This is a genomic window from Marinomonas sp. TW1, from assembly GCF_001625355.1.
Classification (GTDB): domain Bacteria; phylum Pseudomonadota; class Gammaproteobacteria; order Pseudomonadales; family Marinomonadaceae; genus Marinomonas.
The window spans coordinates 56,755-79,249 of record NZ_JSEE01000003.1 but is presented as its reverse complement, the minus strand read 5'-3'; the positions used below and the strand labels follow the sequence as shown (position 1 = coordinate 79,249).

At 43.8% G+C, this 22,495-nt stretch carries 20 protein-coding genes; 15 read left to right on the top strand and 5 right to left on the bottom strand.

The features are described 5' to 3' along the window. Positions 1 to 60 precede the first annotated feature (60 nt). From OA79_RS03515 to OA79_RS03495, 5 genes are all read left to right on the top strand, one after another. Positions 61 to 2,145, top strand: coding sequence for a carboxy terminal-processing peptidase (locus tag OA79_RS03515; protein WP_231908792.1), 2,085 nt, complete (start codon positions 61 to 63; stop codon positions 2,143 to 2,145). A 73-nt stretch (positions 2,146 to 2,218) separates the two neighbouring features. Further along, entirely contained in the window at positions 2,219 to 2,515 is a 297-nt protein-coding gene (gene ybfE, locus OA79_RS03510; RefSeq protein ID WP_063331978.1) for a LexA regulated protein, read from the top strand. An 87-nt stretch (positions 2,516 to 2,602) separates the two neighbouring features. After that, entirely contained in the window at positions 2,603 to 3,181 is a 579-nt protein-coding gene (locus OA79_RS03505; RefSeq protein WP_063331835.1) for a thymidine kinase, read from the top strand. A 2-nt stretch (positions 3,182 to 3,183) separates the two neighbouring features. After that, complete coding sequence (locus tag OA79_RS03500) at positions 3,184 to 4,080, top strand: recombination-associated protein RdgC (protein ID WP_063331834.1); 897 nt, start codon at positions 3,184 to 3,186, stop codon at positions 4,078 to 4,080. A gap of 157 nt (positions 4,081 to 4,237) precedes the next feature. Beyond that, complete coding sequence (locus OA79_RS03495) at positions 4,238 to 5,413, top strand: cation diffusion facilitator family transporter (RefSeq protein ID WP_063331833.1); 1,176 nt, start codon at positions 4,238 to 4,240, stop codon at positions 5,411 to 5,413. A 1-nt stretch (position 5,414) separates the two neighbouring features. Here OA79_RS03495 and OA79_RS03490 read toward each other — a convergent pair whose 3' ends face one another. Then, a complete protein-coding gene (locus OA79_RS03490) occupies positions 5,415 to 6,740 on the bottom strand; it encodes a DNA recombination protein RmuC (RefSeq protein WP_063331832.1) in 1,326 nt (441 codons plus the stop codon). Between the two features lie 138 nt (positions 6,741 to 6,878). On the opposite strand from OA79_RS03490, the gene OA79_RS03485 reads away from it, so the two are divergent. The 4 genes from OA79_RS03485 to OA79_RS03470 all read left to right on the top strand — a co-directional run bounded on the left by OA79_RS03485 (position 6,879) and on the right by OA79_RS03470 (position 12,709). Then, positions 6,879 to 7,496 (top strand): YigZ family protein, encoded by a 618-nt coding sequence (locus OA79_RS03485; RefSeq protein WP_063331977.1) that lies wholly within the window; start codon positions 6,879 to 6,881, stop codon positions 7,494 to 7,496. A 2-nt stretch (positions 7,497 to 7,498) separates the two neighbouring features. After that, positions 7,499 to 10,327: an RNA polymerase-associated protein RapA gene (gene rapA / locus OA79_RS03480; protein WP_063331831.1), complete on the top strand. Its 2,829-nt coding sequence runs from the start codon at positions 7,499 to 7,501 to the stop codon at positions 10,325 to 10,327. Between the two features lie 5 nt (positions 10,328 to 10,332). After that, entirely contained in the window at positions 10,333 to 10,971 is a 639-nt protein-coding gene (locus OA79_RS03475) for an RluA family pseudouridine synthase (protein ID WP_082825362.1), read from the top strand. A gap of 964 nt (positions 10,972 to 11,935) precedes the next feature. Next, positions 11,936 to 12,709, top strand: coding sequence for a hypothetical protein (locus OA79_RS03470; protein WP_063331829.1), 774 nt, complete (start codon positions 11,936 to 11,938; stop codon positions 12,707 to 12,709). A gap of 420 nt (positions 12,710 to 13,129) precedes the next feature. Here OA79_RS03470 and OA79_RS03460 read toward each other — a convergent pair whose 3' ends face one another. Further along, complete coding sequence (locus tag OA79_RS03460; RefSeq protein ID WP_063331827.1) at positions 13,130 to 14,110, bottom strand: GlxA family transcriptional regulator; 981 nt, start codon at positions 14,108 to 14,110, stop codon at positions 13,130 to 13,132. Positions 14,111 to 14,210: 100 nt separating this feature from the next. Between OA79_RS03460 and OA79_RS03455 the strand changes: the two genes are divergently transcribed. The 6 genes from OA79_RS03455 to OA79_RS03430 all read left to right on the top strand — a co-directional run bounded on the left by OA79_RS03455 (position 14,211) and on the right by OA79_RS03430 (position 19,627). Beyond that, positions 14,211 to 15,044: an alpha/beta fold hydrolase gene (locus tag OA79_RS03455; RefSeq protein ID WP_197465352.1), complete on the top strand. Its 834-nt coding sequence runs from the start codon at positions 14,211 to 14,213 to the stop codon at positions 15,042 to 15,044. A 92-nt stretch (positions 15,045 to 15,136) separates the two neighbouring features. Beyond that, the gene (locus OA79_RS03450) at positions 15,137 to 15,916 is read left to right on the top strand and encodes a thioesterase family protein (protein WP_063331825.1); all 780 of its coding nucleotides are present in this window, start codon (positions 15,137 to 15,139) and stop codon (positions 15,914 to 15,916) included. Between the two features lie 472 nt (positions 15,917 to 16,388). Next, a complete protein-coding gene (locus OA79_RS03445; protein WP_063331824.1) occupies positions 16,389 to 17,285 on the top strand; it encodes a PhzF family phenazine biosynthesis protein in 897 nt (298 codons plus the stop codon). A gap of 88 nt (positions 17,286 to 17,373) precedes the next feature. After that, positions 17,374 to 17,976 carry a class I SAM-dependent methyltransferase gene (locus OA79_RS03440; protein ID WP_063331823.1) on the top strand — a complete coding sequence of 201 codons (603 nt, stop codon included), beginning with the start codon at positions 17,374 to 17,376 and terminating at the stop codon, positions 17,974 to 17,976. A 239-nt stretch (positions 17,977 to 18,215) separates the two neighbouring features. Further along, on the top strand, positions 18,216 to 18,776 hold the full coding sequence (locus OA79_RS03435) for a nuclease-related domain-containing protein (RefSeq protein WP_197465351.1): 561 nt from the start codon (positions 18,216 to 18,218) through the stop codon (positions 18,774 to 18,776). A 215-nt stretch (positions 18,777 to 18,991) separates the two neighbouring features. Beyond that, the gene (locus OA79_RS03430) at positions 18,992 to 19,627 is read left to right on the top strand and encodes an NAD(P)-dependent oxidoreductase (RefSeq protein WP_063331821.1); all 636 of its coding nucleotides are present in this window, start codon (positions 18,992 to 18,994) and stop codon (positions 19,625 to 19,627) included. 80 nt (positions 19,628 to 19,707) lie between these two features. Here OA79_RS03430 and OA79_RS03425 read toward each other — a convergent pair whose 3' ends face one another. The 3 genes from OA79_RS03425 to OA79_RS03415 form a co-directional block, all read right to left on the bottom strand. Further along, positions 19,708 to 19,920 carry a Rho-binding antiterminator gene (locus tag OA79_RS03425; RefSeq protein ID WP_269447816.1) on the bottom strand — a complete coding sequence of 71 codons (213 nt, stop codon included), beginning with the start codon at positions 19,918 to 19,920 and terminating at the stop codon, positions 19,708 to 19,710. Positions 19,921 to 19,951: 31 nt separating this feature from the next. After that, entirely contained in the window at positions 19,952 to 20,491 is a 540-nt protein-coding gene (locus OA79_RS03420) for a shikimate kinase (protein WP_063331819.1), read from the bottom strand. 322 nt (positions 20,492 to 20,813) lie between these two features. Beyond that, positions 20,814 to 22,343, bottom strand: coding sequence for a flavin-containing monooxygenase (locus OA79_RS03415; protein WP_063331818.1), 1,530 nt, complete (start codon positions 22,341 to 22,343; stop codon positions 20,814 to 20,816). Between the last annotated feature and the right edge of the window lie 152 nt (positions 22,344 to 22,495).

Genomic DNA, 22,495 nt, shown 5'->3' with positions numbered 1-22,495 from the left:
AAAGTGACTTTTTAACACTTAGGCTAGCCTTAACGCCCTGTGTCTAATATGATTTTACCAATGATGTACAAAATAGACAGAGAGATACGACACCGGATGAACCTAAAACGCTTACTACTTTGCCTACTTTCAGGCTATTCTTTTGCCGTCACCCCCGTATCCGCCTATCAGGAGTTACAACCTCCTCACGAGTACGATCAAGTTTCTAAAGAGCTGATTGAAATGCTGGAAGGCATTCATTACAACAGACCTGAAATTGATGATGCCATTTCGACAAAAGCATTCGACTATTATATCGATGCCATGGATCCAACCAAGAGTTTCTTTTTACAAAGTGACATTGATGACCTAGAAAAGTATCGCTATGAATTCGATGACGCTCTTCGAAATGGTGATACCCAAGTGGCCTACACCATTTACAACTTGTACTTAAAGCGCTTTGAAGATCGCGTGAAAAGCCTACAAGCCAACTTGCCAGACATGGTCAAATCTTTTGATTACAGCATTGATGAAAGCCTAAACGCAGACCCAGACAACCAACATTGGGCCACCTCACAGACAGAATTAGATGACTACTGGCGTAAACGTTTGAAGAATCGTGCTTTGATTCTAAAAATGAATGGTGAAGACGAAGACAAAATTGTCTCAGTATTGGAACGTCGCTATAAAAACCAACTAAAACAAGTGGATCAAACCAACGCCGTTGATGTATTCCAAATTTTTGCCAATGCCGTCACCGCATCACTGGATCCACACACCAGCTATTTCGCCCCACGCGCATCGGAAACTTTCAACATCAACATGAGCCTGTCACTAGAGGGCATTGGTGCGGTGTTGCAGATGGACGATGATTACACCAAGGTTGTGCGCTTAGTCCCAGGTGGCCCAGCCGCGACACAAAGCGAATTAGCACCGAACGATAGAATCATTGCCGTTGGTCAAGAAGATGGCCCTATGATTGATGTAGTCGGTATGCGACTGGATGATGTGGTCGACATGATTCGCGGCGAACGCGACACCACAGTAAGACTGGAAATCACCCCAAGCAAAGGGGACACGCAAACCAGTAAAGTCATCGACATAGTGCGCAAAAAAGTCAAACTGGAAGACCAATCTGCCAAAAAAGAAATCGTCGAAGTCGAACGCGGTGGTGAAACCTACAAGGTCGGTGTCATTTCGCTGCCCACTTTCTACTCAGATTTTGCCGCTATCCAAGCGGGCGAGAAAGACTACAAAAGCTCCACTCGAGATACTAAAAAGCTGATTGAAGAGCTACAAAAAGAAGACATTTCCGCCTTAATCTTAGACCTGCGTAATAATGGTGGCGGTTCCTTACAAGAAGCCAACGCCTTAGCCGGTTTATTCATTCCGTCTGGGCCGACCGTACAAATTCGTGATCAAAGTGGTCGTGTCACCCCATTGGGTGATTCTGACCCAAGCATTGCCTACAGTGGGCCGATGGCGGTGTTGGTGAACCGTATGAGCGCTTCCGCATCCGAGATCGTTGCGGGCGCCTTGCAGGACTATGGTCGAGCCCTTATTCTGGGCGACCAGACCTTTGGTAAAGGCACAGTGCAAGTACTGCAAGAACTTGACAAGGGTCAGCTTAAAGTCACCCAAGCTAAGTTTTACCGTGTGTCTGGCGAAAGTACCCAACACAAGGGTGTCATGCCAGACATTGCCTTCCCTTCTTTGATCGACAAAGAGTCTGTCGGTGAGAGTGCATTGGACAATCCGCTACCGTGGGACAAAATCCATGACACTCGCTACCCAGTGTATTGGAACATGCCAGCTTACTTGCCGATTTTGACGCCACGTCATGAAGCAAGAATGGCAAAAGATCCGAATTTCATTGCCCTTAATGATCAGATTGATTACTTCAAGCAGCAAGTGGAAAGATACAAAACCATTTCGCTAAATGAAAACACCCGCATTCAACAGCGAGAAGAAAACGAGCAGCGTGAGTTGGATCGTGAAAATACCCGACTCAAAGCATTAGGTTTAGAGCCCGTCGCGTCTGTTGATGACATTGAAGCCAGTGAAGAAGATACTTACGCAAAAGAAGCGTCTGAAATTCTGCTTGATTTCATAGCCACCAACCAGATGGCACAAAAACAAGCGGAAAAACAAACGGCTCAAAACTAAATTTAATCGACACTGACCACAAGCCTTGTGGTCAGTGTTTTTTCAAGACCCACTCGACATAACCGAAAACAACATGGCTAAAGCGTCCACCGACCGTAATACCATCGACCTGTTTGGCAAAGCCCCTGGTCGACCAAGAACCAGCACCCTAAACCGCAAAGACCAACTAAAGCTGAATAAACGCGCACAACGTCAGAAAGAAAAGAAATTGGGCTTAAAGCGTTTAGAGCTTGTCATCGAGCAGGAAGCCATCAACACACTCGATCAGTTGTGTGAAATGGGCGGATTGAAGCGCTCTGAATGGCTCCTCCAACAAATTGAAAACGGCGCTAAACAGCTGAAAAAACGGTCTATCAAAAGTCCAAAATAACCCCCCCATAGAAAACCCGCCATTCATATTAGAGTTTTGCTATACTGTCCGGCCCATTTTATTCAATTGGCAACGACACAAGGTAATATGGCAAAACTCTATTTTTATTATTCAGCGATGAATGCAGGAAAATCGACCGTACTGCTTCAATCTGCCCATAATTATCAAGAAAGAGGCATGCAGGTTTTATTATTAACCGCCTCCATTGACGACAGATTTGAAACGGGCAAAATCGCGTCTCGTATTGGTATTTCCGCGCAAGCTAGCTTGTTTGATAATAAAACAAACATCACTGAACTGATTAAAACCGAAAGCGCCAAACAACGCCTAAGTTGCATTTTAATTGATGAGGCTCAGTTTTTAACCAAACAACAAGTTTATGCTTTGTCCGAAGTGGTCGATAAAATGGGCATTCCGGTTTTGGCCTTTGGTATTCGCACTGATTTTCAAGGCGAGTTATTCCCAGGCAGCCAAGCTTTATTGGCTTGGTCTGATAAACTGATTGAATTAAAAACCGTGTGTCATTGTGGCAGCAAAGCCACTATGGTAATACGGGTTAATGAGCAAGGAATTCCTGTAAAAGAAGGAGCTCAGGTAGAAATTGGCGGCAATGATCGTTACTTATCTGTGTGTCGAAAACACTTTAAAGAAGCTGTGAGAGATTAACTATGTGGTTTAAAAATGCCCAAATATTCCAATTAAGTGACACGGAGTCACTGGATACCAATGAGCTAATTAAAAAAATACCAGAATTTCCGTTACAAGAATGCGGTTCACAAGAAGAGTTCTCTTTCGGCTGGTTACCACTGATTCGCAACAGTGAGCAATGGAGCCTAGCCAGTGATCGCTGTTTACTGTTCCGTGCGGGTAAAGAAGAAAAAGTCTTACCCTCGGCTGTGGTTCGCGAAGAACTGGAAGCCAAAGTGGCGGAAATCGAGTTAATTGAAGGCCGTAAAGTGGGCCGCAAAGAAAAGGCCGACATGAAAGACGAACTCGTCTTCACTCTTCGTCCGAAAGCCTTTTCCAAACGTTCTGACATTTGGGCCTATATCGACCTTAAAGCCAAGATCGTGGTGCTCAACAGCACCAATGCCAGCATGACAGAGTTGCTTTTCAAGCACCTGCAAACCACACTTGGCAGCTTCCCAATGACACCGCTACAAGCACAAGTATCACCTGCCAGTTTAATGACGGATTGGTTGACGAAAAACGAAGTGCCCGCCAGCCTAGAAACTGGCGAAGAATGTGAAATCCAAGACAGCTCCGAAGACAAAGCCAGCATCCGTTTCAAAGCCTTAGAGCCACTTTCCGAAGACGTGACTCGCCACCTAGAACAAGGCATGTCGGTCAAAAATCTAGCGTTACGCTGGACAGACAAAATGAGCTTTGTGCTACACGATGATCTGACCTTACGTAAGATCAAATTTGACGACGCTTTGAAAGAAGCCGCCTTTAACGATTCACAAGGCGGCGGCCTGTCTGATATGGACGCTAACTTTTCCCTAATGTCACTGACCATGCGAGAGTTTTTCGAATCCTTCTGTTTATGGTTCGAGATCAAGTAATCTCTGGCCTCCCTAGGCTTTTCCACAGATTTCGTGGATAAGCTTGGGGAGAAAGCTCGCCAAGCCAGATAAGCTGGTATCGCACCTTAAATAGCACAATAAAAACACAGCCCATTGCCGCCTTAAAAACCGTTTTATCAAACCCTAGAGTGGATAAATGTCAAAACTTCTGCAAGAACAAAAGATAGCCAAAAAAGTGACACTGGTTGGCGCGGTTTGGGACGCCTTATTGGGCTTAGCCAAAATCATCGCTGGCCACTTTTCCCAATCCCAAGCCTTACTCGCAGACGGCATTCACTCTCTTTCCGATTTAGTCACCGATGTGTTTGTCTATGTTACTTCAGCGAACGCACGCCGTGGGCCAGATGAAAATCACCCATACGGCCATCTAAGGTTTGAAACACTCACCACCGTTTTACTTGGTTTTGTCCTCATGTTGGTCGCCATTGGCATTGCCTTAGACGCCATAACGAACAACAGCCAAAATGCGCAATTCACCTGGTATGGTCTGGCCGCCATCCTACTAACCATTGTCGTGAAAGAAGCCATTTTCCATTACACCAAACACGCTGGTGAGCAGATTCAGAGCAAAATGCTGGTCGCCAATGCATGGCACAGTCGCAGTGATGCGCTCTCCTCTGTCGCCGTATTAGCAGGCTTGGTGGGAATATATTTAGGCTTACCTTGGGCCGATATGGCGGCGTCCATTTTTGTCGCCTTATTAATCGGCAAAATGGCCATTGGTATGATCTGGGAAAACCTTGCCGAATTGGTCGATACCGCCCCAGACCCAAAACTGATGGCGCAGATCAAAGAAACAGCAAATGGTCTAAAAAATGTCATGGCACCACATGATATGCGCGCTCGTTCCATGGCGGGTAAAATCTATCTCGACATGCACATCCACGTGCCTAGCCACGCTACGGTGAGTGAAGGGCATTATCTTGGTGATCTCGTGGCTTACACCATCAAACAAGCTCATCCACAAGTGGCCGATGTCATGGTACACGTGGACACAGACGACACCATTCAAACCGACAGTTTCCGCAAAGAAACAACGGGCAAACCCTCTCATTTAAAGCTGCCATCAAGACAACAAATTCTCGCGGACTTGGGTTACTTGCTGAGAGAACACAAGACTTACTTGGACATCGACAATACCCGCTTGCATTACCTAAACAAACAGCTCGATATCGAAATCATCGCCCTAGCCGACAAACTCACCTCAGAACAGCAAGCCGCGGCCAGCCAACAAATTTTATTTATCCTTAGCAACACCAGCTACATTCAATACGCCAGTGTGCATTGGATTTATTCGTCCAAGAAGGCGTAACTTAGTCCTCGTCACGCGCCTCATCCTCTGAGCTTTCTATGGCCTGGTTGAGGTGCGCTTCTGGCAACACCTTGGTTGTTTTCGCCCCCATCACCTTCAGCTTTTCCGCTCGGGCCAACAGATTGCCCCGACCAGTGCTTAATTTTTTCAATGCGGCATCATGACTGCGATTCACCGCCTCCAATTTATTACCAATATCATCCATATCCTGTACAAAGCCTGAAAACTTGTCATACATAGCTCCAGCCTGACGGGCAATCTCAATGGCATTCTGGCTCTGTTTTTCATTGCGCCAAATGTTTTGTACCGTGCGCAAAGTCGCCAGCAAATTGGACGGCCCAACAATGATGATGTTGTGCTCAAACGCTTCACTAAAGAGACCATTATCCGCCTGCAATGCCAAACCAAACGCCGCTTCAATGGGAATAAACAAGAGCACAAAATCCAACGATGCCACACCGGGCAAATCTTGGTACGACTTGGCACTCAACTCTTTCATATGACGACGCACCGCGTCCAAATGCTGCTTCAAGGCTCGTTGACGGTCTTCCTCTGTTTCGGCTTCCATGTAAGCCAGATAACTGACCAACACCATCTTCGAGTCCACCACGATTTGCTTATTATCAGGCAAATGAATCACCACATCAGGCTGTAAACGACGCCCTTCTTCCGTCTGATAAGATGCTTGAACCTGATATTCTCGACCTTTTTCCAACCCAGAGCGTTCCAAAATACGCTCTAAGATGACTTCCCCCCAACCGCCTTGTAATTTATTCTGACCTTTCAAAGCATGGGTCAGATTCACCGCATCGTCACTGATTTTCTGATTAAGTTGTTGTAGGTTTTTAATTTCTTTGGCGAGAGAAAAGCGCTCACGAGCTTCAGCTTCATAGCTTTTTTCCACTCGTTCCTGAAATTTCTGAATCTGAGTGCCAAGTGGCGTCAACAATGAACCCAATTGACGCTCGTTTTCTTTCGCCAATTTCACGCCTTGCTGACTCAGAATGTCTTGCGCTAGCTGCTTAAACTCCACCTCATTCTGCTTTTTTTGCTCCCGATAAAACGCCTCTTTTTCTTGCCATACCTGTTGCGCGGCGGCAAATTGTTGCTCTAAGGTGATGGACTCTTTTTCCAAATAATGCAGTTGATCCTTGGATTGTCCTAAAAGTCGTTGTAATTCTTCATTTTGTTGCTGAATTTTTGCTTGTGACTGCTGCCACTGACGACGCATAGCCTGTACAATAAGCGCCGCAATAATGGACGCCAACAAGGTGCCAGTGAAAAAGCCTGAAAAAGCCCAAACGGATTGCCAAAGCCAATCTGTCATAAAACATAAACCCACTAATTAAAATAAAGACAGTTGCACCATGTCATGGAGACGGTGAAAAGACTAGACTATCATTCATTGATTCGTCTTACCTTAATACCGTTTTTTATAGCGAAAACAACAAGCAAGCAAGTTTACATGGATTATTATCTCAGCCCAACACACAGACAACGCTTTGAATTGGAAATCAAAAACAGCCAATTCATTACCACTGTGTGTCGTACCCAAGGTCGCGATGCGGCAAAGCAATTTATTGCCGAGATCCGTAACGAGTTTCCGGATGCCAATCACAACTGTTGGGCTTTTGTCGCCGGTGCACCAAATAACGTCCACCTGTGGGATCAAAGTGACGATGGTGAGCCAAAGGGCACCGCAGGAAAACCCATGTTAAACGTCTTGCAACACTCTGATTTTGGCGAAATCACCCTAGTGGTGACACGCTATTTTGGGGGCATCAAACTGGGTGCCGGTGGATTAGTCAGAGCTTACAGCCAAGCGGTTCAGGAAGCATTGACCCAAACCGAATATGAAAATATCTACCCACGTCGCCCTGTTCAGCTAAAAATCGCCTACCCTTTACTAGGCAAGGTAGAATACTGGCTAGAACAAAGCGACATTGAAGTCACTGATAAAACTTACAGTGACAGCATTATTCTCGACCTTGCTGTCATTGAACGAACTTGGCCAGAGCAACAAACCGCCCTGACGGACCTCTGCCAAGGTAGCTTAACTTTAATAGAACCGGACAACGCATAACCATGTACCAAACTGGACAAAGATGGAGTAGCCGCAACGAGCCTGATCTCGGCGTTGGCATGATAGTCGAAAAACAAGCCAAATCTTTTACTCTGCACTTCCCTGACGCAGAAGCAGACCGTCAATACTCACACGATCAAACCAGTCTTGTGCGACGCACACTGACAATTGGCGATCAACTTCACTTCCAAGATGACACCTTCACCGTGTTAGAAGTCGAAGAGATCGATGGCTTGATCGAATACCGCATTAGTGATCAAGATGACTGGTTAGAAGAGTCCATTATTCAATTCCCTCGTAATGATAAAAACGAAATTGATTCACTGCTCGCCTTGTCCCCTGCGCGTCGCATGTGGTTTGACCTGCGTCGTCACACCTTAGAACATCAAGCGGCGAACGCGGCGTCTCCGGTACGCGGTTTAATGGGCCTAAAGGCCGAACTGTTACCGCACCAGATTTACCTAGCTCACGACATTGCCAATCGTTCAAAAGCTCGCGCGTTGTTGTGCGACGAAGTGGGCATGGGGAAAACCTTAGAAGCAGGTTTGATCCTTCATCAACGCCTATTAAATGGCTTGTGTAAGCGCGCCTTAATTTTGACGCCAACCAATTTACAACATCAATGGCTAGTGGAAATGCTGCGTCGCTTCCACCAACCATTCTCCTTGATCAACGAGTCTGTCTACGAAGACTTCATGGAGGGCGATGACAACCCGTTTGAACAACAACCGTTCGTCATTGCACCGATCGATTGGGCTAGCCAACACCCGAAAGCCGCGCAACACATGCTCGATGCCGAATGGGACATGGTCATTGTCGATGAGGCGCATCACCTTGCTTGGCACCCTGAAACACCGAGCATTGGCTATCAGGTGGTGTCACGTTTGGCGGCAAATTCAGAATCCTTACTGCTGCTCAGCGCCACCCCAGAACAAACCGGTGAACGCGAACACTTTTCGCGCTTGCAGCTATTGGATCCAGATCATTACCACAGTTTTGAACGTTACCAAGCACAACAGCAGGAATTCAAACAAGCAGCAGAATTGGCCGCAATTTTATTGCCATATAGCCAAGAAAATCATGGCCTAGCGGCCAAAGATTGGCGTGCCGAATTTAGCCACTACCTAAGCGAAGTGCAAAACAAAGATTGGTTTACCCAACTTGAGAAAAGCCAAGGTACACAACACATTGAAGCCGCTCAAGAAGCCATCAGCTGGTTAATTGACCGTCATGGTACGGGCCGTGAAATGTTCCGTAATACCCGTGCTGCGGTGGGTGGTTTCCCCGATCGTTACCTACACTCATACGCATTAGACAACAACGAATTGTTTGCCTCAGCGACACACCATGTGCAGCCGGAACACGACGTGGCACATGGTTTATGGGAAAAAGACCCGCGTTGGATATGGCTAAAAGAGTTCCTTGAGTGTCAGGCGGACAAAGTCTTAGTCATTTGTCATAGCGCCGACATGGCGCAATGGTTGAACGACCAACTGACCTTTGCTGGTTTCCAAAGTGCCGACTTCCACGAACAAATGCCACTGATCCACCGTGACCGTGCCGCCGCTTACTTCGCGGACGAAGACGGCGCGCAAATCCTCGTGTGTTCAGAAATTGGCAGTGAAGGTCGTAACTTCCAGTTCAGCCATCATCTGGTCATGTACGATTTACCAGAACACCCAGATTTATTGGAACAGCGTATTGGTCGTTTGGACCGTTTAGGCCAATTAAACGACGTTCAAATTCACGTTCCCTACTTAAAGGACAGTGTTCAAGAACGCCTGTTTAACTGGTATCACCATGCTCTCAATGCGTTTTGCCGTACCACAGGTTCCGGCGACAAAGTCGAAGAAGCCTTCCGCGACAGTTTACACGCTTACTTACACGGACAAGACGACGACAGCGATTTATTGCAAGAAGCACACGTTTATCACGAAGCCTTGCTCAAGCAAATGGACGAAGGCCGTAACCGTTTGTTGGAAATGAGTTCTTGTCGTCCTGAGCAAGCGCGCCAGTTGATTGATCAAATCAATCATCAAGCCAACAAAGGCTTGCATCATTACATTGAACAAGTGACTCATGCCTTTAACATTTACGCAGATTGCCAAAATGACGATGCTGACACGGCCGCTTGGTTTATCCGCCCTTCTACCGACATGATGCTCGAAGCCCTACCTGGCATTGAAGAAGAAGGTAAAATGCTGATGTTGGATCGCCGCCAAGCCAGCCAACGAGAAAACGTTGCTTTCGCCACCTGGGAACACCCGCTGATCACCATGTTAATGGACGAAGTCCAAGGCTTCGACTCAGGCAAACTGACGTCCGCAATCTTACCGATCGCCGCTCTTCCAGAAGGCACCGTGCTGATTGAAAGTATGTTCGTGATTGAAGCCACCGCGCATCCTCGTCTTAAACTGGCACAGTCGTTACCCATGACGCCTATGTGGCAATTGTCAGATTCCAACGGCAAATTCCTACACCAGCAGTTTACCGCAGACAAATGGGCCGAAAAATTGAAAGGCGTGCCAAATCGTGTCGCCGAGCAATGGGTCGCAGCATTACGCAAAAACTTGATCGAAGTATTGCAAGCGCACCAACTGAACGCTCAAGACCAAGCGCGCCCTATTGTGCACACCGCCAAAACGGCTTATCAGCATCGTTGTGAAAACGAAATCGACCGTCTGCGTGAACTCAAAGCCTACAACAGCTTGATTCGTGACGAAGACATCGAAGCCTTAGAACACAACATGCAAGAAGGTCTAGTACGCATTGATGAGCACCAAATTCGCCTCGACGCGATTCGCATCATCTTAACGACGAAACCGGAATAAGCTCAGTGATCGACAACACCGCTTTGTTGGAGATTCTGTATGAAGATGACTGGTTTGCCGTCATCAACAAACCAGCGAATTGTTTGTCTGTGCCCGGTCGTGGCCCAGACAAACAGGACTCTATCCTGTATCGTGCGGAACAACACTTTGGCGAAGCCTTTGCCATTCACCGACTGGACGAAGCCACTTCCGGCTTGATTCTGGTCGCCAAAACTCACGAATGCCAAAAGCGCATGTACGCGCATTTTCGTGAGCGAGAAGTAAAAAAAGAATACCGCGCCCTGCTGCGCGGTCGTCTTCAAGGCCAACGCGGCGAAGTACGCAAACCATTGCGCTGTGATTGGCCCAATCGTCCTCGACAAATTGTCTGCACCGACGAATGGAGCAAAGACTCCATCACCTTTTGGCACATCCTCGATTACCAAGACAACACCACTCGAGTTCGCTTAACCCCTCACACCGGCCGCTCGCACCAACTGCGAGTTCACATGCAAAGCCTGGGGCACAGCATCATAGGCGACGAATTCTATGATCCTGAATATGCCAGCTCGGACGCCAGATTATTACTGCATGCCTATCGATTGGAATTTCGCCATCCATTTACGGGGGCTTGGGTTGCGTTTGTGGCGCCAATGCCCTTTTGATCCCCCCTTTCCAAGGAAAAGCACCAACAGTCGCTCAATTCCCTCCCCTTTGGCTAGGGTGTGGTTAGTCAGGCAACCTCAGATAAATTGAGAGCAAACAGCAAAATAAAAGTAGGTCAGATAAGTGCAGCGCCATCAGACGTGATCTGAAACCACCAAACCAAATCTCTTATCCCCTCCCCTTTCCAAGGGGAGGGTTAGGGTGGGGTTAACCAAGCAACCTCAGACAAATTAAGAGTAAACAGCGAAAAATGTAGGTCAGATAAGCGCAGCGCCATCAGACAAAAACCAGCGACAACCAAACCAAATCTCTTATCCCCTCCCCTTTCCAAGGGGAAGGCTAGGATTGGGTTAGCCAAGCACCCTCAGACAAATTCAGAGTAAACCGCGCAAAAATATCGGTCTGATCAGCGCAGCGCCATCAGACTTAATCTAAAACCACCAAACCAAATCTCTTATCCCCTCCCCTTTCCAAGGGGAGGGTTAGGGTGGGGTTACTCTCTTCTCTAGTTTCCATTCAAACGCTTTGTATTCATAAGCTTTATTCCGCCCTGCTGGGCGTGTAACTTTTGCCCAGAGCCGCAAAAGTTACCAAAAGGTCTCTTGTCGGACTTTCAGCCCAAAACATGTCGTCTACTTTATTTAACATAAGGTTTTGCAAGACGTTCGATAGCGTAAGGCATAGTGGATATTCATTGATGTGAAAGCTCAGCGTTACCGTGACTCGGAAACTGCTCATGATCGTTCAATCAGGATTGAATCGAAGTTCTTTCTTCTTTAAGTATGAGTTCAGAAAGTGTGGAGGGGGTTTATAAATTGCAAAAGCAGTAGTTGGAGTCAGATCAAGAAATAGTACCCTCTAACACAAAAAAATTCACCACCAGAAAATAAACACAAACACAGCCATAGATTTTCTTTGCTATTAGATTAAACTTTAAGAACTTTTTATGAGTATGAGACTAGAATGAAAAAACTGGTAAAGCTAGGACCTTGGATTATAACGTTTACAGTATCAATCTACGCAATATGTATGCTTATAGCTCCATTGGTCCAAAGCAACTTCGATTGGCAGCACCTTCAGAATGTATGGAATCGATGGCAAGCATTGAATGTAGGTATACTTGCATTCATATCTAGTTGTATTGCCTTTTATATTTCACGCTATAATTCAGACCAACAAAGAAATAGAGAGCTCACTGCCTCGAAAGCATTTCTTCCTCATGCATTAAGTGAACTTTGTAGCTATTTAAATTCAAGCAGTCAGATATTCATAAAAGCTTATAAGCACTCTTTAAACCCAAGATCAGGAATGAGAGAAACAGAGGGAATAGAAATAGTTACAGGACTTAATACTCCTCAGATTGAAATTAATAATATTCCAGAGTTACCACATTCCTATGCTGAAATATTTACAAACTGTATAAGGCACGCACCACCAGAATTTGGCGAATATTTATCCAATATATTGAGATTATTACAAATACATCACTCTAGAATGTGTGAAATCTCCCTTCAATCGAGCTCATTTAATGATTCATATTATATATCTTGTCTATATAGCCTAGGCGAATTGCAGGTATTAATTGATAACCTGTTTGATTTTGCTCGAAATGAATCAGACTGTATAGAGACTAATAAAAGCTGTCGACTCTTTAAAACAGCCTATCGAGAGCTAAATATTTCAATTGAAGAATTTCCAGAACTAATAGATCTAACCTCAAGATTACTAAAGGAGTAGTTTTGACTAAAATTGTGGGATTCAAGGGGATTCAAATAATTAGGGGCAGAGTGAAATTAAATATCATTCTACTCTGCCCCCTTTTAATTACTGAAAGTAATACTGAATTATGTTCAAAAATGAATTCGTATTATCAATCATTTTGTTCGAATCTTCAGCCTCGTTAGGCGCAAGAAAAATTCATGCATACATTAAGATTCAAAAAGATAGATGCTTTTGCCTCCCAATATTCAACAGGGAATCAAACTGCTGTCGCATATCTTGACTCAGCAGAAAAGCTTTCCAGTGTGGAAATGTTACAACTAGCAAAAGAACTGAAAGGGTTTGTCAGTGAGGTTGGTTTGTCAGTCCAGGGACAATCCCAAATTTATAAGGCTGACAACATACCCTCGAGCTATTACTTGCAAACATGGTGAAAATTTATGCCACCCAGAATTTTGTACGATATTCTCCAGGAGTTAATCCAGAGTGTTTATGAAAGACTTTTCGAAAGGATGCAACATCGTCGTACCCAACTTCCCAAGAAATTTGCTCAATATTTTTTTTGGTCAATTCCAAAAGATCTTTAGCTTGGTTTATTCTAAGTTTTTGCAGGTATTGGGTAGGTGTTAATCGAGTAACATGTTGAAATCTACGTATGAAATTCCGCTCACCTAAACCGGCTTTTTCAGCCATGTCAGATATGCTGGTCTTGTCAATATAATGCTTTCTAAGCCAATGCTGGACTATGAGGATGTTTTCGTCGCCATGAGCAAGTTTCGGAGAAAAGCGATTATAATTCTGTTGATCGCGCCCGGTAGGATCAACATTCATAAATTGTGCGGTTTTTAACATTGCCGCTTTTCCGAAAATTCTTTCCGTTAAATGTAATCCAAGATCAACCCAGGCAGTGATGCCTCCCGCGGTTACTATGTCCCCTTCATCAATAACAAGCTTGTTGGTGTCGACTCTTACAGCCGGAAACTTGTCTTGAAAACTGTTTGCTTGAAACCAATGTGTTGTCGCTTTTCGGCCATTTAATAAACCTGTTTCTGCTAGTAAAAATGCCCCTGTGCATACCGAGCAAATGATCGCGCCCTCTTCATGTTGTCGCTTTATCCAGTCTGTCCATATTACAGCATCACTTGAGCTAATAATCTGATTAAGCGTCGGAGGAATAACCAAAAAATCAGGGGATGCTTTTGAGCTGTCAGGTTGGGAATCGAAAACACACTCAAATGTTTTACCGTTTTTAGCGATATCCCAATGTGTAATTCTGACAGTTGTTGACAGATCTGCTTCGAGCTTCTCATTGCAAAACTGAGCAATTTTGAATAGGTCGATTAGTCCGTAAACAACAGATAACTGCGCATTAGGTTGCAGAATAAGCGCTACTTCTATGGTGTTTTGATTCTCTCTCATTTGTCAATTATGCCATCTAATGTGGCAATATTGCCACTTTTTTGTCTGTATTTATGCTGTCAATATTAAGCCTCCCTTTTAAATGAAGAGAGAAGCAAGCATGAGCACTGTCGATTCCGAAACACGATATGCCAAAATTAATGAAGATAAGTCACTTGCATATAGAATGTTTGGCGAAGGCCAACCCATTATATTTGCCAACCGCTTTAGAGGTAATCTTGACTCGTGGGACCCTGCGTTTTTAGACTCTATTGCACAAACTAACACTGTAATTATTTTTGAATATTCTGGCAAAAGCTTATCGACAGGAAAGCAAGCCAAAACTTACATGGAAATGGCGCAAGATGTTATAGACCTTGCTGATAGCCTTAAGATTAACCGATTTACAGTTGCAGGTTGGTCTCTAGGAGGTTTTGTTGCGCAGATTGTTCTGACCGAATTTCCTGAGAGAATAAGTCATGGAATTTTAATTGGTACCAGAGCACCAGGTTTGAATGTTTCACCAATTAGATCTGAGTTTTTTCAGCATGCCTTAAAACCTACTAATACTCTCGAAGATGAAATCGTGCTTTTCTTTAATCCCAAATATGAAAGTAGCAAAGCTGCTGCACAGCGTTCTAATGAAAGGCTGGCAATAAGGAAAAATGATCTAAGTATACCTATGAGTATGGAGCAAATTGAAAAGCTGACAAAAGTCGCGGGATTTGCAGAAAATACCTACAACACACTTGAAAAAATGCAACAAACTACATTGCCGATTTTAGTGCTTATAGGAGAAGACGATGTGTGCTTTGCGGCAATAGATTGGACGAACCTTAACGGCACATTACCTACTACACAGATGATTTTATTCGGAGCCGCAGGACATGCGCCTCAACATCAGTATCCAGAACTTGCAGCCTCATATATTAGTCTATTTTTAACTGGAACTTAGTTCACTTTACCTATCCCATCCACGTTTAACACTAATTTTTTAAGGCTTTTTAACTGTATGCGCTTGTACCTTTAATTATAATTAGGAAAATTATGTCCTCACTTTCTCATGTTATTCAACAATTCGACTATACCCGTGAATTTACCGCCCCTCCAGAGTGGTTGCAGGGGAGAACTGTCTACGGCGGATTATCTGCTGCCCTTGCGCTGCAAAGTATTTTGCAAATGCCAAATCAAACGCTTCCGCCACTAAAGTCAGCATTGATTTCCTTTGTTGGTCCAGTAAAGGGACCAATGCGATTTAAACCCCAAGTTTTGCGACGAGGAAAATCATCAACGTTCATATCTGTAGATTGTTTGGTTGGTTCAGATACTGTGCTACGTGCCGGATTTCTATTTGCAGAGCCTCGGACTAGTCAAATTAGGCAGAGTCTTTACGAATTCCCCAAAGTGAGTGATCCAACTTCATATCAATCAATGATACCCATAGCGTCAGCGCCTGCTTTGTCGGTAAATTTTGAACTCAAACCAGTTACCTCGACCTTACCTTTATCTGGCGCTACTCATCCTGAGTTATTAGCATGGCTGCGTCATGGCGATGCTGCCAATGTTGCACCGACAGTTTCTCTAATTGCATTAGCCGATGCCTTACCACCGGCCGTTCTTTCCACAATTACAGACATGGTGCCAATCAGCTCTATGACTTGGAGTATCGATTTCTCCAGCGATTCGAACAACGCCAGTGAGTGGCATTTGTTGCGCTCGACCAGTCAACACTCGGTTCATGGATACTCGTATCAAACTATGGAGATCTGGGACGAAAATAAAAATCTGGTTGCATCAGGAAGCCAAACCGTTGCGGTGTTTGGATAAATGGAAACGTCATTAGAGATAAATACCGGCACAATTGAGAGGTGCTAACTGCTTGGCGAGAGATGTACAAGTGGTTAAGTTTTGATGAAACAAAACCAATTAAATTTTTAGAAATGGAGCAAAAAGTAATTTGGCGTCTTTCGAGTTACCTAGCATTAAGTGAACCCTGACCAACCACCAGAAATAGTGAAAGGAAGTCTTCTTAGGTTCAATTTAGATGATTTATCTGAAACTCTTCAAGATCTGAAAGATTCATATTCTGAGCTTAATGGAGAGAATCCATACGATTCTGTAATTTACCATTTGAGGGAGCATAAAAATTAGATGCTCCCCTTAACTTTGAAGAAGTTATCGAGTTGAAAAGACAATTAAATTGATTTCTAAAAGGTATACTAAATTATGTTCAAAAATGAACTCACATTATCAATCATTTTGTTCGGATCTTCAGCTTCGTTAGGCGCAAGGAAAATTCATGCATACATTAAGATTCAAAAAAATAGATGCTTTTGCCTCCCAATATTCAACAGGGAATCCAGCTGCTGTCGTATATCTTGACTCAGCAGAAAAGCTTTCCAGTGCGAAAATGTTACAACTAGCGAAAGAACTGAAAGGGTTTGTCAGTGAAGTTGGTTATGTCAGTCCAGGGATGGATACTGATTACCATCTTCGGTATTTTTCTTCTGAAAGAGAGGTAGCCTTCTGCGGGCATGCAACCATCGCTATGCTAAATGACATCGTCGCCAATAATAAGGCAATGCAGGAAAAGCCAATATTGTCTATCTCGACAATGACTGATCGTTTAATGGTGGAAAACCGTTACAAAAGTGAGAAAAGCGTTTATATATCGGCACCACCTGCTCGATTCTCCTCAAAAAATATTAGCGTAACTGATGTTGTCTCAGCATTTGATTGTCACATTAATGACATTGACCAATTACAACCAATCCAAATTGTAAACGGCGGGCTTGAGACTCTTATTGTCCCTATAGCTGGACTTGAGTCCATACTGTCTGTGACGCCAGACCTTCAAACTCTCAACAAATTTTGCATAGACATTGGAGTGGATATAATTATCTTGTATTCGTCAAAAACTGTGACTCAAGGGAGTACATATCGGACGAGAGTTTTCGCACCAACATTTGGTTACCTTGAAGATCCAGCAACAGGTTCAGGAAATTCAGCTTTAGGTTATTATCTCTTAAAGCACGGTAAGTGGGATGGCGAGATGATAAAAATAGAGCAAAATAGTTTTCGAGACGCCCCGAATTACGTGCAGATTTTTTCAAGAGAAACTGATATTGAAAACTGTCAGGTCTGGTTTGGTGGAGGTGCAGTCTTAAGAATAGATGGGGAATATGTTTTATGCTAAAAAAGCCTGCCCACAATGGCCTAACAAGAAATATAAACAGACGCTGTACCTCAATTTCTTTTAGCATTAGCCACCCCCAGAGAGCACTATGACCACTCCAACCAATCACAAAGATTTCTCTAATGGCTGGGAAGCCGTCGCAAATGAGTTTGTGTCCATGAGAAGTGCTGATATCGGTGCAGCAACTGTAGAAGATTGGTGTCATTTTCTACAACCTAGGCAATCGGTTTTAGATGTTGGTTGTGGCGTTGGCGGCCCATACACCCAATGTTTGATCGACAAGGGCGTCAAACTTCATGGTATCGACGCTTCCAAGACTTTAATACAGGAATACCGAAAAAGATTTCCTAATGTGTCGGCAGCATGCGAAGCGGCTGAGGAATCTTCGTTCTACGACAGAAAACACGATGGCATTCTTTCCGTTGGGTTCATTTTTCTGCTGTCAGAGGACAATCAAAACAGGGTCCTTCAGAAAATGGCTCGCGCTCTTGAGGATAGAGGCAAGCTATTGTTTAGCTCTCCCTATCAAACCTGCGAATGGGAGGATTCTTTGACCGGAAGAAAATCTAAGTCACTTGGTAGGCAGGTGTATATAGATATTCTTCGTCAACATGGATTGAGCTTGGCTGACGAATATACGGATGAAGGGAAAAATCACTACTATGGTTTCGAGAAGAATATTTGGATGTGAATCATTCACGAACAAAGCCATCTAATCCGCTCTCATTGCTCATCGACACTCATAAGCTAGCGCTGTTTATGATGGTGTTATATTCTAGAACAATTAGATTCAATTAAAACAAAACCATGAATGAACTTATAAATTTAATAAATAATTTTCAAATAAAGAACGAAATACTAATCATCACATTAGTTTTATCAATTTCAATCATTATATCTTATAGAAAAGGACTATCGAAAGGTAAGAAATTGATATCAAACAAAGAAAATCATGGTGAAAAATTAGTTAGAGAATCACTATTAGAATACTGTCAAAATTCAACCGCTCATGTGCTTAACAACATAACACTTGAGTATGATGATGGCACAACACAAATAGATCATATTTTAGTTACACAGAATGGAATTCTCGTCATTGAAACCAAACATTATAACGGTTGGATTTTCGCTAACGAGAATCAAAAAAATTGGACTCAAGTATTATTTAAAGTAAAATTCAAATTCCAAAACCCTATATTTCAAAACTTCAAACACCTAATCGCTACTCAAAAACAACTGGATTTCATCCCTGAACAATCAATTAGTAGCTTAGTTGTATTTACTGGCGAAGCACAATTTAAAACACTCATGCCTAAAAATGTTATTCATGTTAACAATCTCATAGATTATATTGATAATATTCGTCTTGGTTCAATTTCTGAGAATAGAGTTCAATTTTGTGTCGGTCGGCTGGAATGTAAGAGGCTTGAACTTACAAAAAAGACGGATGTTGAACATCAAGGCTATCTCAATAACAAGTTTCATAATTAGTTGCTCAAAGAACCTAGGACAAACTAAAAAGATCAAAACCTTTCAACAGCCCAGCGTGTTCTAAAGCTAGTGCCTCCCCTCTTTTTCGTTAGAAAATTTTCTCTATTTGATTTTTCATCAACACTTACCTTTTTATCAGTACTTACTCAAGGTAAGTATATTGTTTATTATGCTGCTTGGTATTGAAGAATGAATTATTCGAATTGGAGCAAAGTATGAAAATTGCCATTTTAGGTGCGACAGGGTTTGTTGGGCGAGCCGTTTTACAACAAGCAATGGATGAAGGCTATGAAGTCAACATCTTGGTAAGAAACCCTGCCAAGCTAACCACCACAAGTGACAAGGTCAATATCATACAAGGCAGTTTAGAGGACGCCGAAAAAGTGGCCGAAACATTGTTAGGATGCTGTGCTGTTGTGAATGCGGCTGGCGGTGTGAAAGGGTCTGATCAATATGAAGCCTTTCTTAACATTACGAAGGTTTTAGTGGGCGCAATGAAGCTTACAGGCGTTAAGAAACTGGTCAGTATTAACGGCTCTGGTACGATTCTTCCAAATGAATATGTTGGCGTTAAGCGTCGCTTTTTAAGTACCATTGTGGGCATTTTGTTAAAGCACATGAAGGACGCCAAAAAGGCCGAATTGCAAATATTGTTAAATGAAAAAGACATAGATTGGGTAAGTGTTCGTGCAAACTTGATTCTGAAAAAAACAGCCACAGGCCAAGTTATTGCGGATGATCAAAAAATGCCAGGAGGTAAAATCACCCTGCCTGATCTTGCTAAGTTTATGCTTGACCAAGTACAAAGTGATGAATGGGTTCACAAGGCGCCTTTTGTTGCCACTGCTTAATACCGCAAAGTGTCAAAACAACCAAGCCCACGCCGCCTGTGTGGGCTTGGTATTTTAGGCACCACCAACTTCGCCCCCACTCACTCAAACACCACTTCGTCAAAATACGGGTTGTCGACGAGGATGTTGAGTTTGGCGATTGAGTCTAAGACAACCAACACGGCTTTGTGATCTTGCTCTATCTCGATGCACTCTTCTCTGCTCGCATTACGTTTGGTGTCTAAAGCTTTGCCAGTGATCACTTCGCCTGTTTTCAAGGCCAATGCCACTGGATAGTGAAACAGACCGACGATTTCTATGTCGTCGCTAAGTTCATCGCTTGGGTTATTTTAAGCTTACCCTAGAATTCAATTTATCGTCACGTTTCACAAACGACTTCAGTTCCGCCATGGTTTTGATCACATACACTTGCTTGTCTGCTGAATAAGCCTGTAGTTTGTCATGGAAATTTTGGTTCCAAAAAGCTGGACAGAGTCTTAAGGTTTTATAACTCTGCCAACTGCCTTTGATGATAGAACTGCCTTCAGGCCAACCTTCTGGCTTAACAAACAAACCTTTGAGCAAGCGTTTGGCCACTAACCAGTAGCTGGTTGAATACGCTAAATCCACATAGATCAGGGTATCTGCCGCTGACAATCTTTGATAAAACGAGCCGATTGGCCCAAAGCCGTCGATGATCCAAACGTCAGACGAGACAATATCAGCGTGCGCTTGATCATAAATGTCTCGTGACACCAAATCGCCATTGGCTTGATAAACTAAATTGTCCAATTGATACAGAGGCAAGCCCGCTTTCTCGGCTAAGGCTTTGCTTAAGGTGGATTTCCCGCTACCGGGTTTGCCAAATACGGCGACTTTGTTCATAACGTCTCCTCAACTTGCTCTGTGAAAGTCACTTTGAGGCAGTTTTAAATGAGCATAAAAAAACCCACCTCAAAGGTGGGTTTTTGCAATTTTGCGCACATCAAATCCCACCATTCCTATGGAATGATGATAATTCGAGCGACTTGATGTGATCGTTTTGTCTTCATGGGATTATATTGCGTTAGTTCGCGTCTTTAAGTCAATCTATTTTACTGCGTTCTTGCTGCGTTCTTGTAGCACATCCCGAAAGGCAAACATGCTATTTAAGACCGCAGGAAAGCTGGCATACATGGACATCGGTAATATCACTTCTTTGCGTACCCTAAGCATCCACAGGTACAGCGGTGGTTCTGTTAATCGATGATGCCGTTGTTGGCTGTTTCGCCAAATACTCAGCAACGGCGCCTTTATAATCGGTCGGATCGTAGCGAGAAAAAACTTCTGCAATCGGGTTGGGCAGTTTCCGCCATTTACTAATACCAAGGTCTTGCATCAAGATGTCTAGATGCTGCTGATATCGAGTATTAACGGCAATATTGAAAGTGGACTCATAAGATGAGTGCGTTTTTTTCCATTGACGGATTCTGTCGGCTGAAGCCAACATTTCGGTTTCGGTAGGCAACTGAATGGATTGTTCATAGGCCGCCACTTGCCATAAAGCGCCCATTTCGGCCAAAGCAATATGTAAGAAACCATGATTGTAGCCAGCAAATCCAAGGTTAGGGATACGTGGATCAATTTGATGACGGTAGAGAGCAGGACCGCCCTCTCCTTTTAAGTATTGCCGATAATGTTCTGGCAAGAAGTGGTAATCGGGAGCGTCATTCCCACAACAAAGGCAAATCAAATCGGCTTCTATTTTACGGCCATCCGATAATACGATGCCGTGTTCAAAAAAGCCTGACACTTCTCCGCGATACGGCGTGATGTTCTGGTGAGCAATGTATTCATAGTAACGCTTTGGCGCAACGGCGGAGGCACTTCGAAAGTCAGCCATAAATTGTGACTTCGGTGGCATCACCACATCCAACACGTTCTTGTCGATGCTACCCAGTTTCGCGTCTTTGCGGTGCTGAAATAAGAACAGTTCATTGATAAAACGCCAAAATCCCTTGACGAGAAAGGGCAGTTTATTATGCAGTAATCTTTGCATGACAGTACTGTAGCCCCATGAGGGCATCATGCCGCTGCCAATCCTTGCAAAGAAAGGCTTAGTGTAATCAATGCCTAACAAATAATCCGGTATGGTCCATCTTGGGGTGCGAAAAATATGCTTTGTACTATGCGCTAGTTCTGCGCTCCAAGTAGCGAAATCCAAAGCCGTTTTGCCAAATCCGACAACCGCAACGTGTTTGTTTTCAAAGACCGCTTTTGAGTCAATATTGGTGATGACCTCACCTTGATACAAGGCGATATTTTCAAAATCTGGTTGGCGTTTTTTATCGCCACCTGGATATTGTCCTGTGGCGATAATCACATAAGCAAAGTGATCGGTTTCTCCGTGCTCAAATGTTAATTGCCAGCCGTTTTCATCGGCGGTCATACGGCTTAATCGATGATGAAATTTCACCTTGAGGCTAAAGAATTCGATGGCTTTTTTGAGGTAGTTTAAGACGTCTTCCCCACTCGGATGTCGTTCAGTTTTGAATGGCCAGGGGAATTCTGAAAACTGATATTGCGGAGCGGTATTCTGTAAACTGACACCTGGGTAGGTTTGATTCCATTGGCCTCCTATCTGTTCAGAGGCTTCAAATAAGGTGACGTTATAGCCGCATTTTTGCCAAACATTGGCAGCGGCAATGCCTGAGACACCGGCGCCAATAATGGCGACTTTTGCTTTGTTTACTTCCATGATGTGATGCTTCCTTTTTATAAAATGTGATCTTTGCTTTATTAATGTTCTACCTTTTGTACATCGAGTGTTTAAGTATTGGCTAGGTTCCTAAAAGATAGAAGCCATTTGATTAGACAAAAAAGAATACACTAGTTATGAGTACATGATCA

What these genes read in the sequence shown, in the direction of transcription:
- OA79_RS03515 (WP_231908792.1), top strand. Translation starts at nt 61, where the DNA reads ATGATGTACAAAATAGACAGAGAGATACGACACCGGATGAACCTAAAA.
- ybfE (WP_063331978.1), top strand. Translation starts at nt 2,219, where the DNA reads ATGGCTAAAGCGTCCACCGACCGTAATACCATCGACCTGTTTGGCAAA.
- OA79_RS03505 (WP_063331835.1), top strand. Translation starts at nt 2,603, where the DNA reads ATGGCAAAACTCTATTTTTATTATTCAGCGATGAATGCAGGAAAATCG.
- OA79_RS03500 (WP_063331834.1), top strand. Translation starts at nt 3,184, where the DNA reads ATGTGGTTTAAAAATGCCCAAATATTCCAATTAAGTGACACGGAGTCA.
- OA79_RS03495 (WP_063331833.1), top strand. Translation starts at nt 4,238, where the DNA reads ATGTCAAAACTTCTGCAAGAACAAAAGATAGCCAAAAAAGTGACACTG.
- OA79_RS03490 (WP_063331832.1), bottom strand. Translation starts at nt 6,740, where the DNA reads ATGACAGATTGGCTTTGGCAATCCGTTTGGGCTTTTTCAGGCTTTTTC.
- OA79_RS03485 (WP_063331977.1), top strand. Translation starts at nt 6,879, where the DNA reads ATGGATTATTATCTCAGCCCAACACACAGACAACGCTTTGAATTGGAA.
- rapA (WP_063331831.1), top strand. Translation starts at nt 7,499, where the DNA reads ATGTACCAAACTGGACAAAGATGGAGTAGCCGCAACGAGCCTGATCTC.
- OA79_RS03470 (WP_063331829.1), top strand. Translation starts at nt 11,936, where the DNA reads ATGAAAAAACTGGTAAAGCTAGGACCTTGGATTATAACGTTTACAGTA.
- OA79_RS03460 (WP_063331827.1), bottom strand. Translation starts at nt 14,110, where the DNA reads ATGAGAGAGAATCAAAACACCATAGAAGTAGCGCTTATTCTGCAACCT.
- OA79_RS03455 (WP_197465352.1), top strand. Translation starts at nt 14,211, where the DNA reads ATGAGCACTGTCGATTCCGAAACACGATATGCCAAAATTAATGAAGAT.
- OA79_RS03450 (WP_063331825.1), top strand. Translation starts at nt 15,137, where the DNA reads ATGTCCTCACTTTCTCATGTTATTCAACAATTCGACTATACCCGTGAA.
- OA79_RS03445 (WP_063331824.1), top strand. Translation starts at nt 16,389, where the DNA reads ATGCATACATTAAGATTCAAAAAAATAGATGCTTTTGCCTCCCAATAT.
- OA79_RS03440 (WP_063331823.1), top strand. Translation starts at nt 17,374, where the DNA reads ATGACCACTCCAACCAATCACAAAGATTTCTCTAATGGCTGGGAAGCC.
- OA79_RS03430 (WP_063331821.1), top strand. Translation starts at nt 18,992, where the DNA reads ATGAAAATTGCCATTTTAGGTGCGACAGGGTTTGTTGGGCGAGCCGTT.
- OA79_RS03420 (WP_063331819.1), bottom strand. Translation starts at nt 20,491, where the DNA reads ATGAACAAAGTCGCCGTATTTGGCAAACCCGGTAGCGGGAAATCCACC.
- OA79_RS03415 (WP_063331818.1), bottom strand. Translation starts at nt 22,343, where the DNA reads ATGGAAGTAAACAAAGCAAAAGTCGCCATTATTGGCGCCGGTGTCTCA.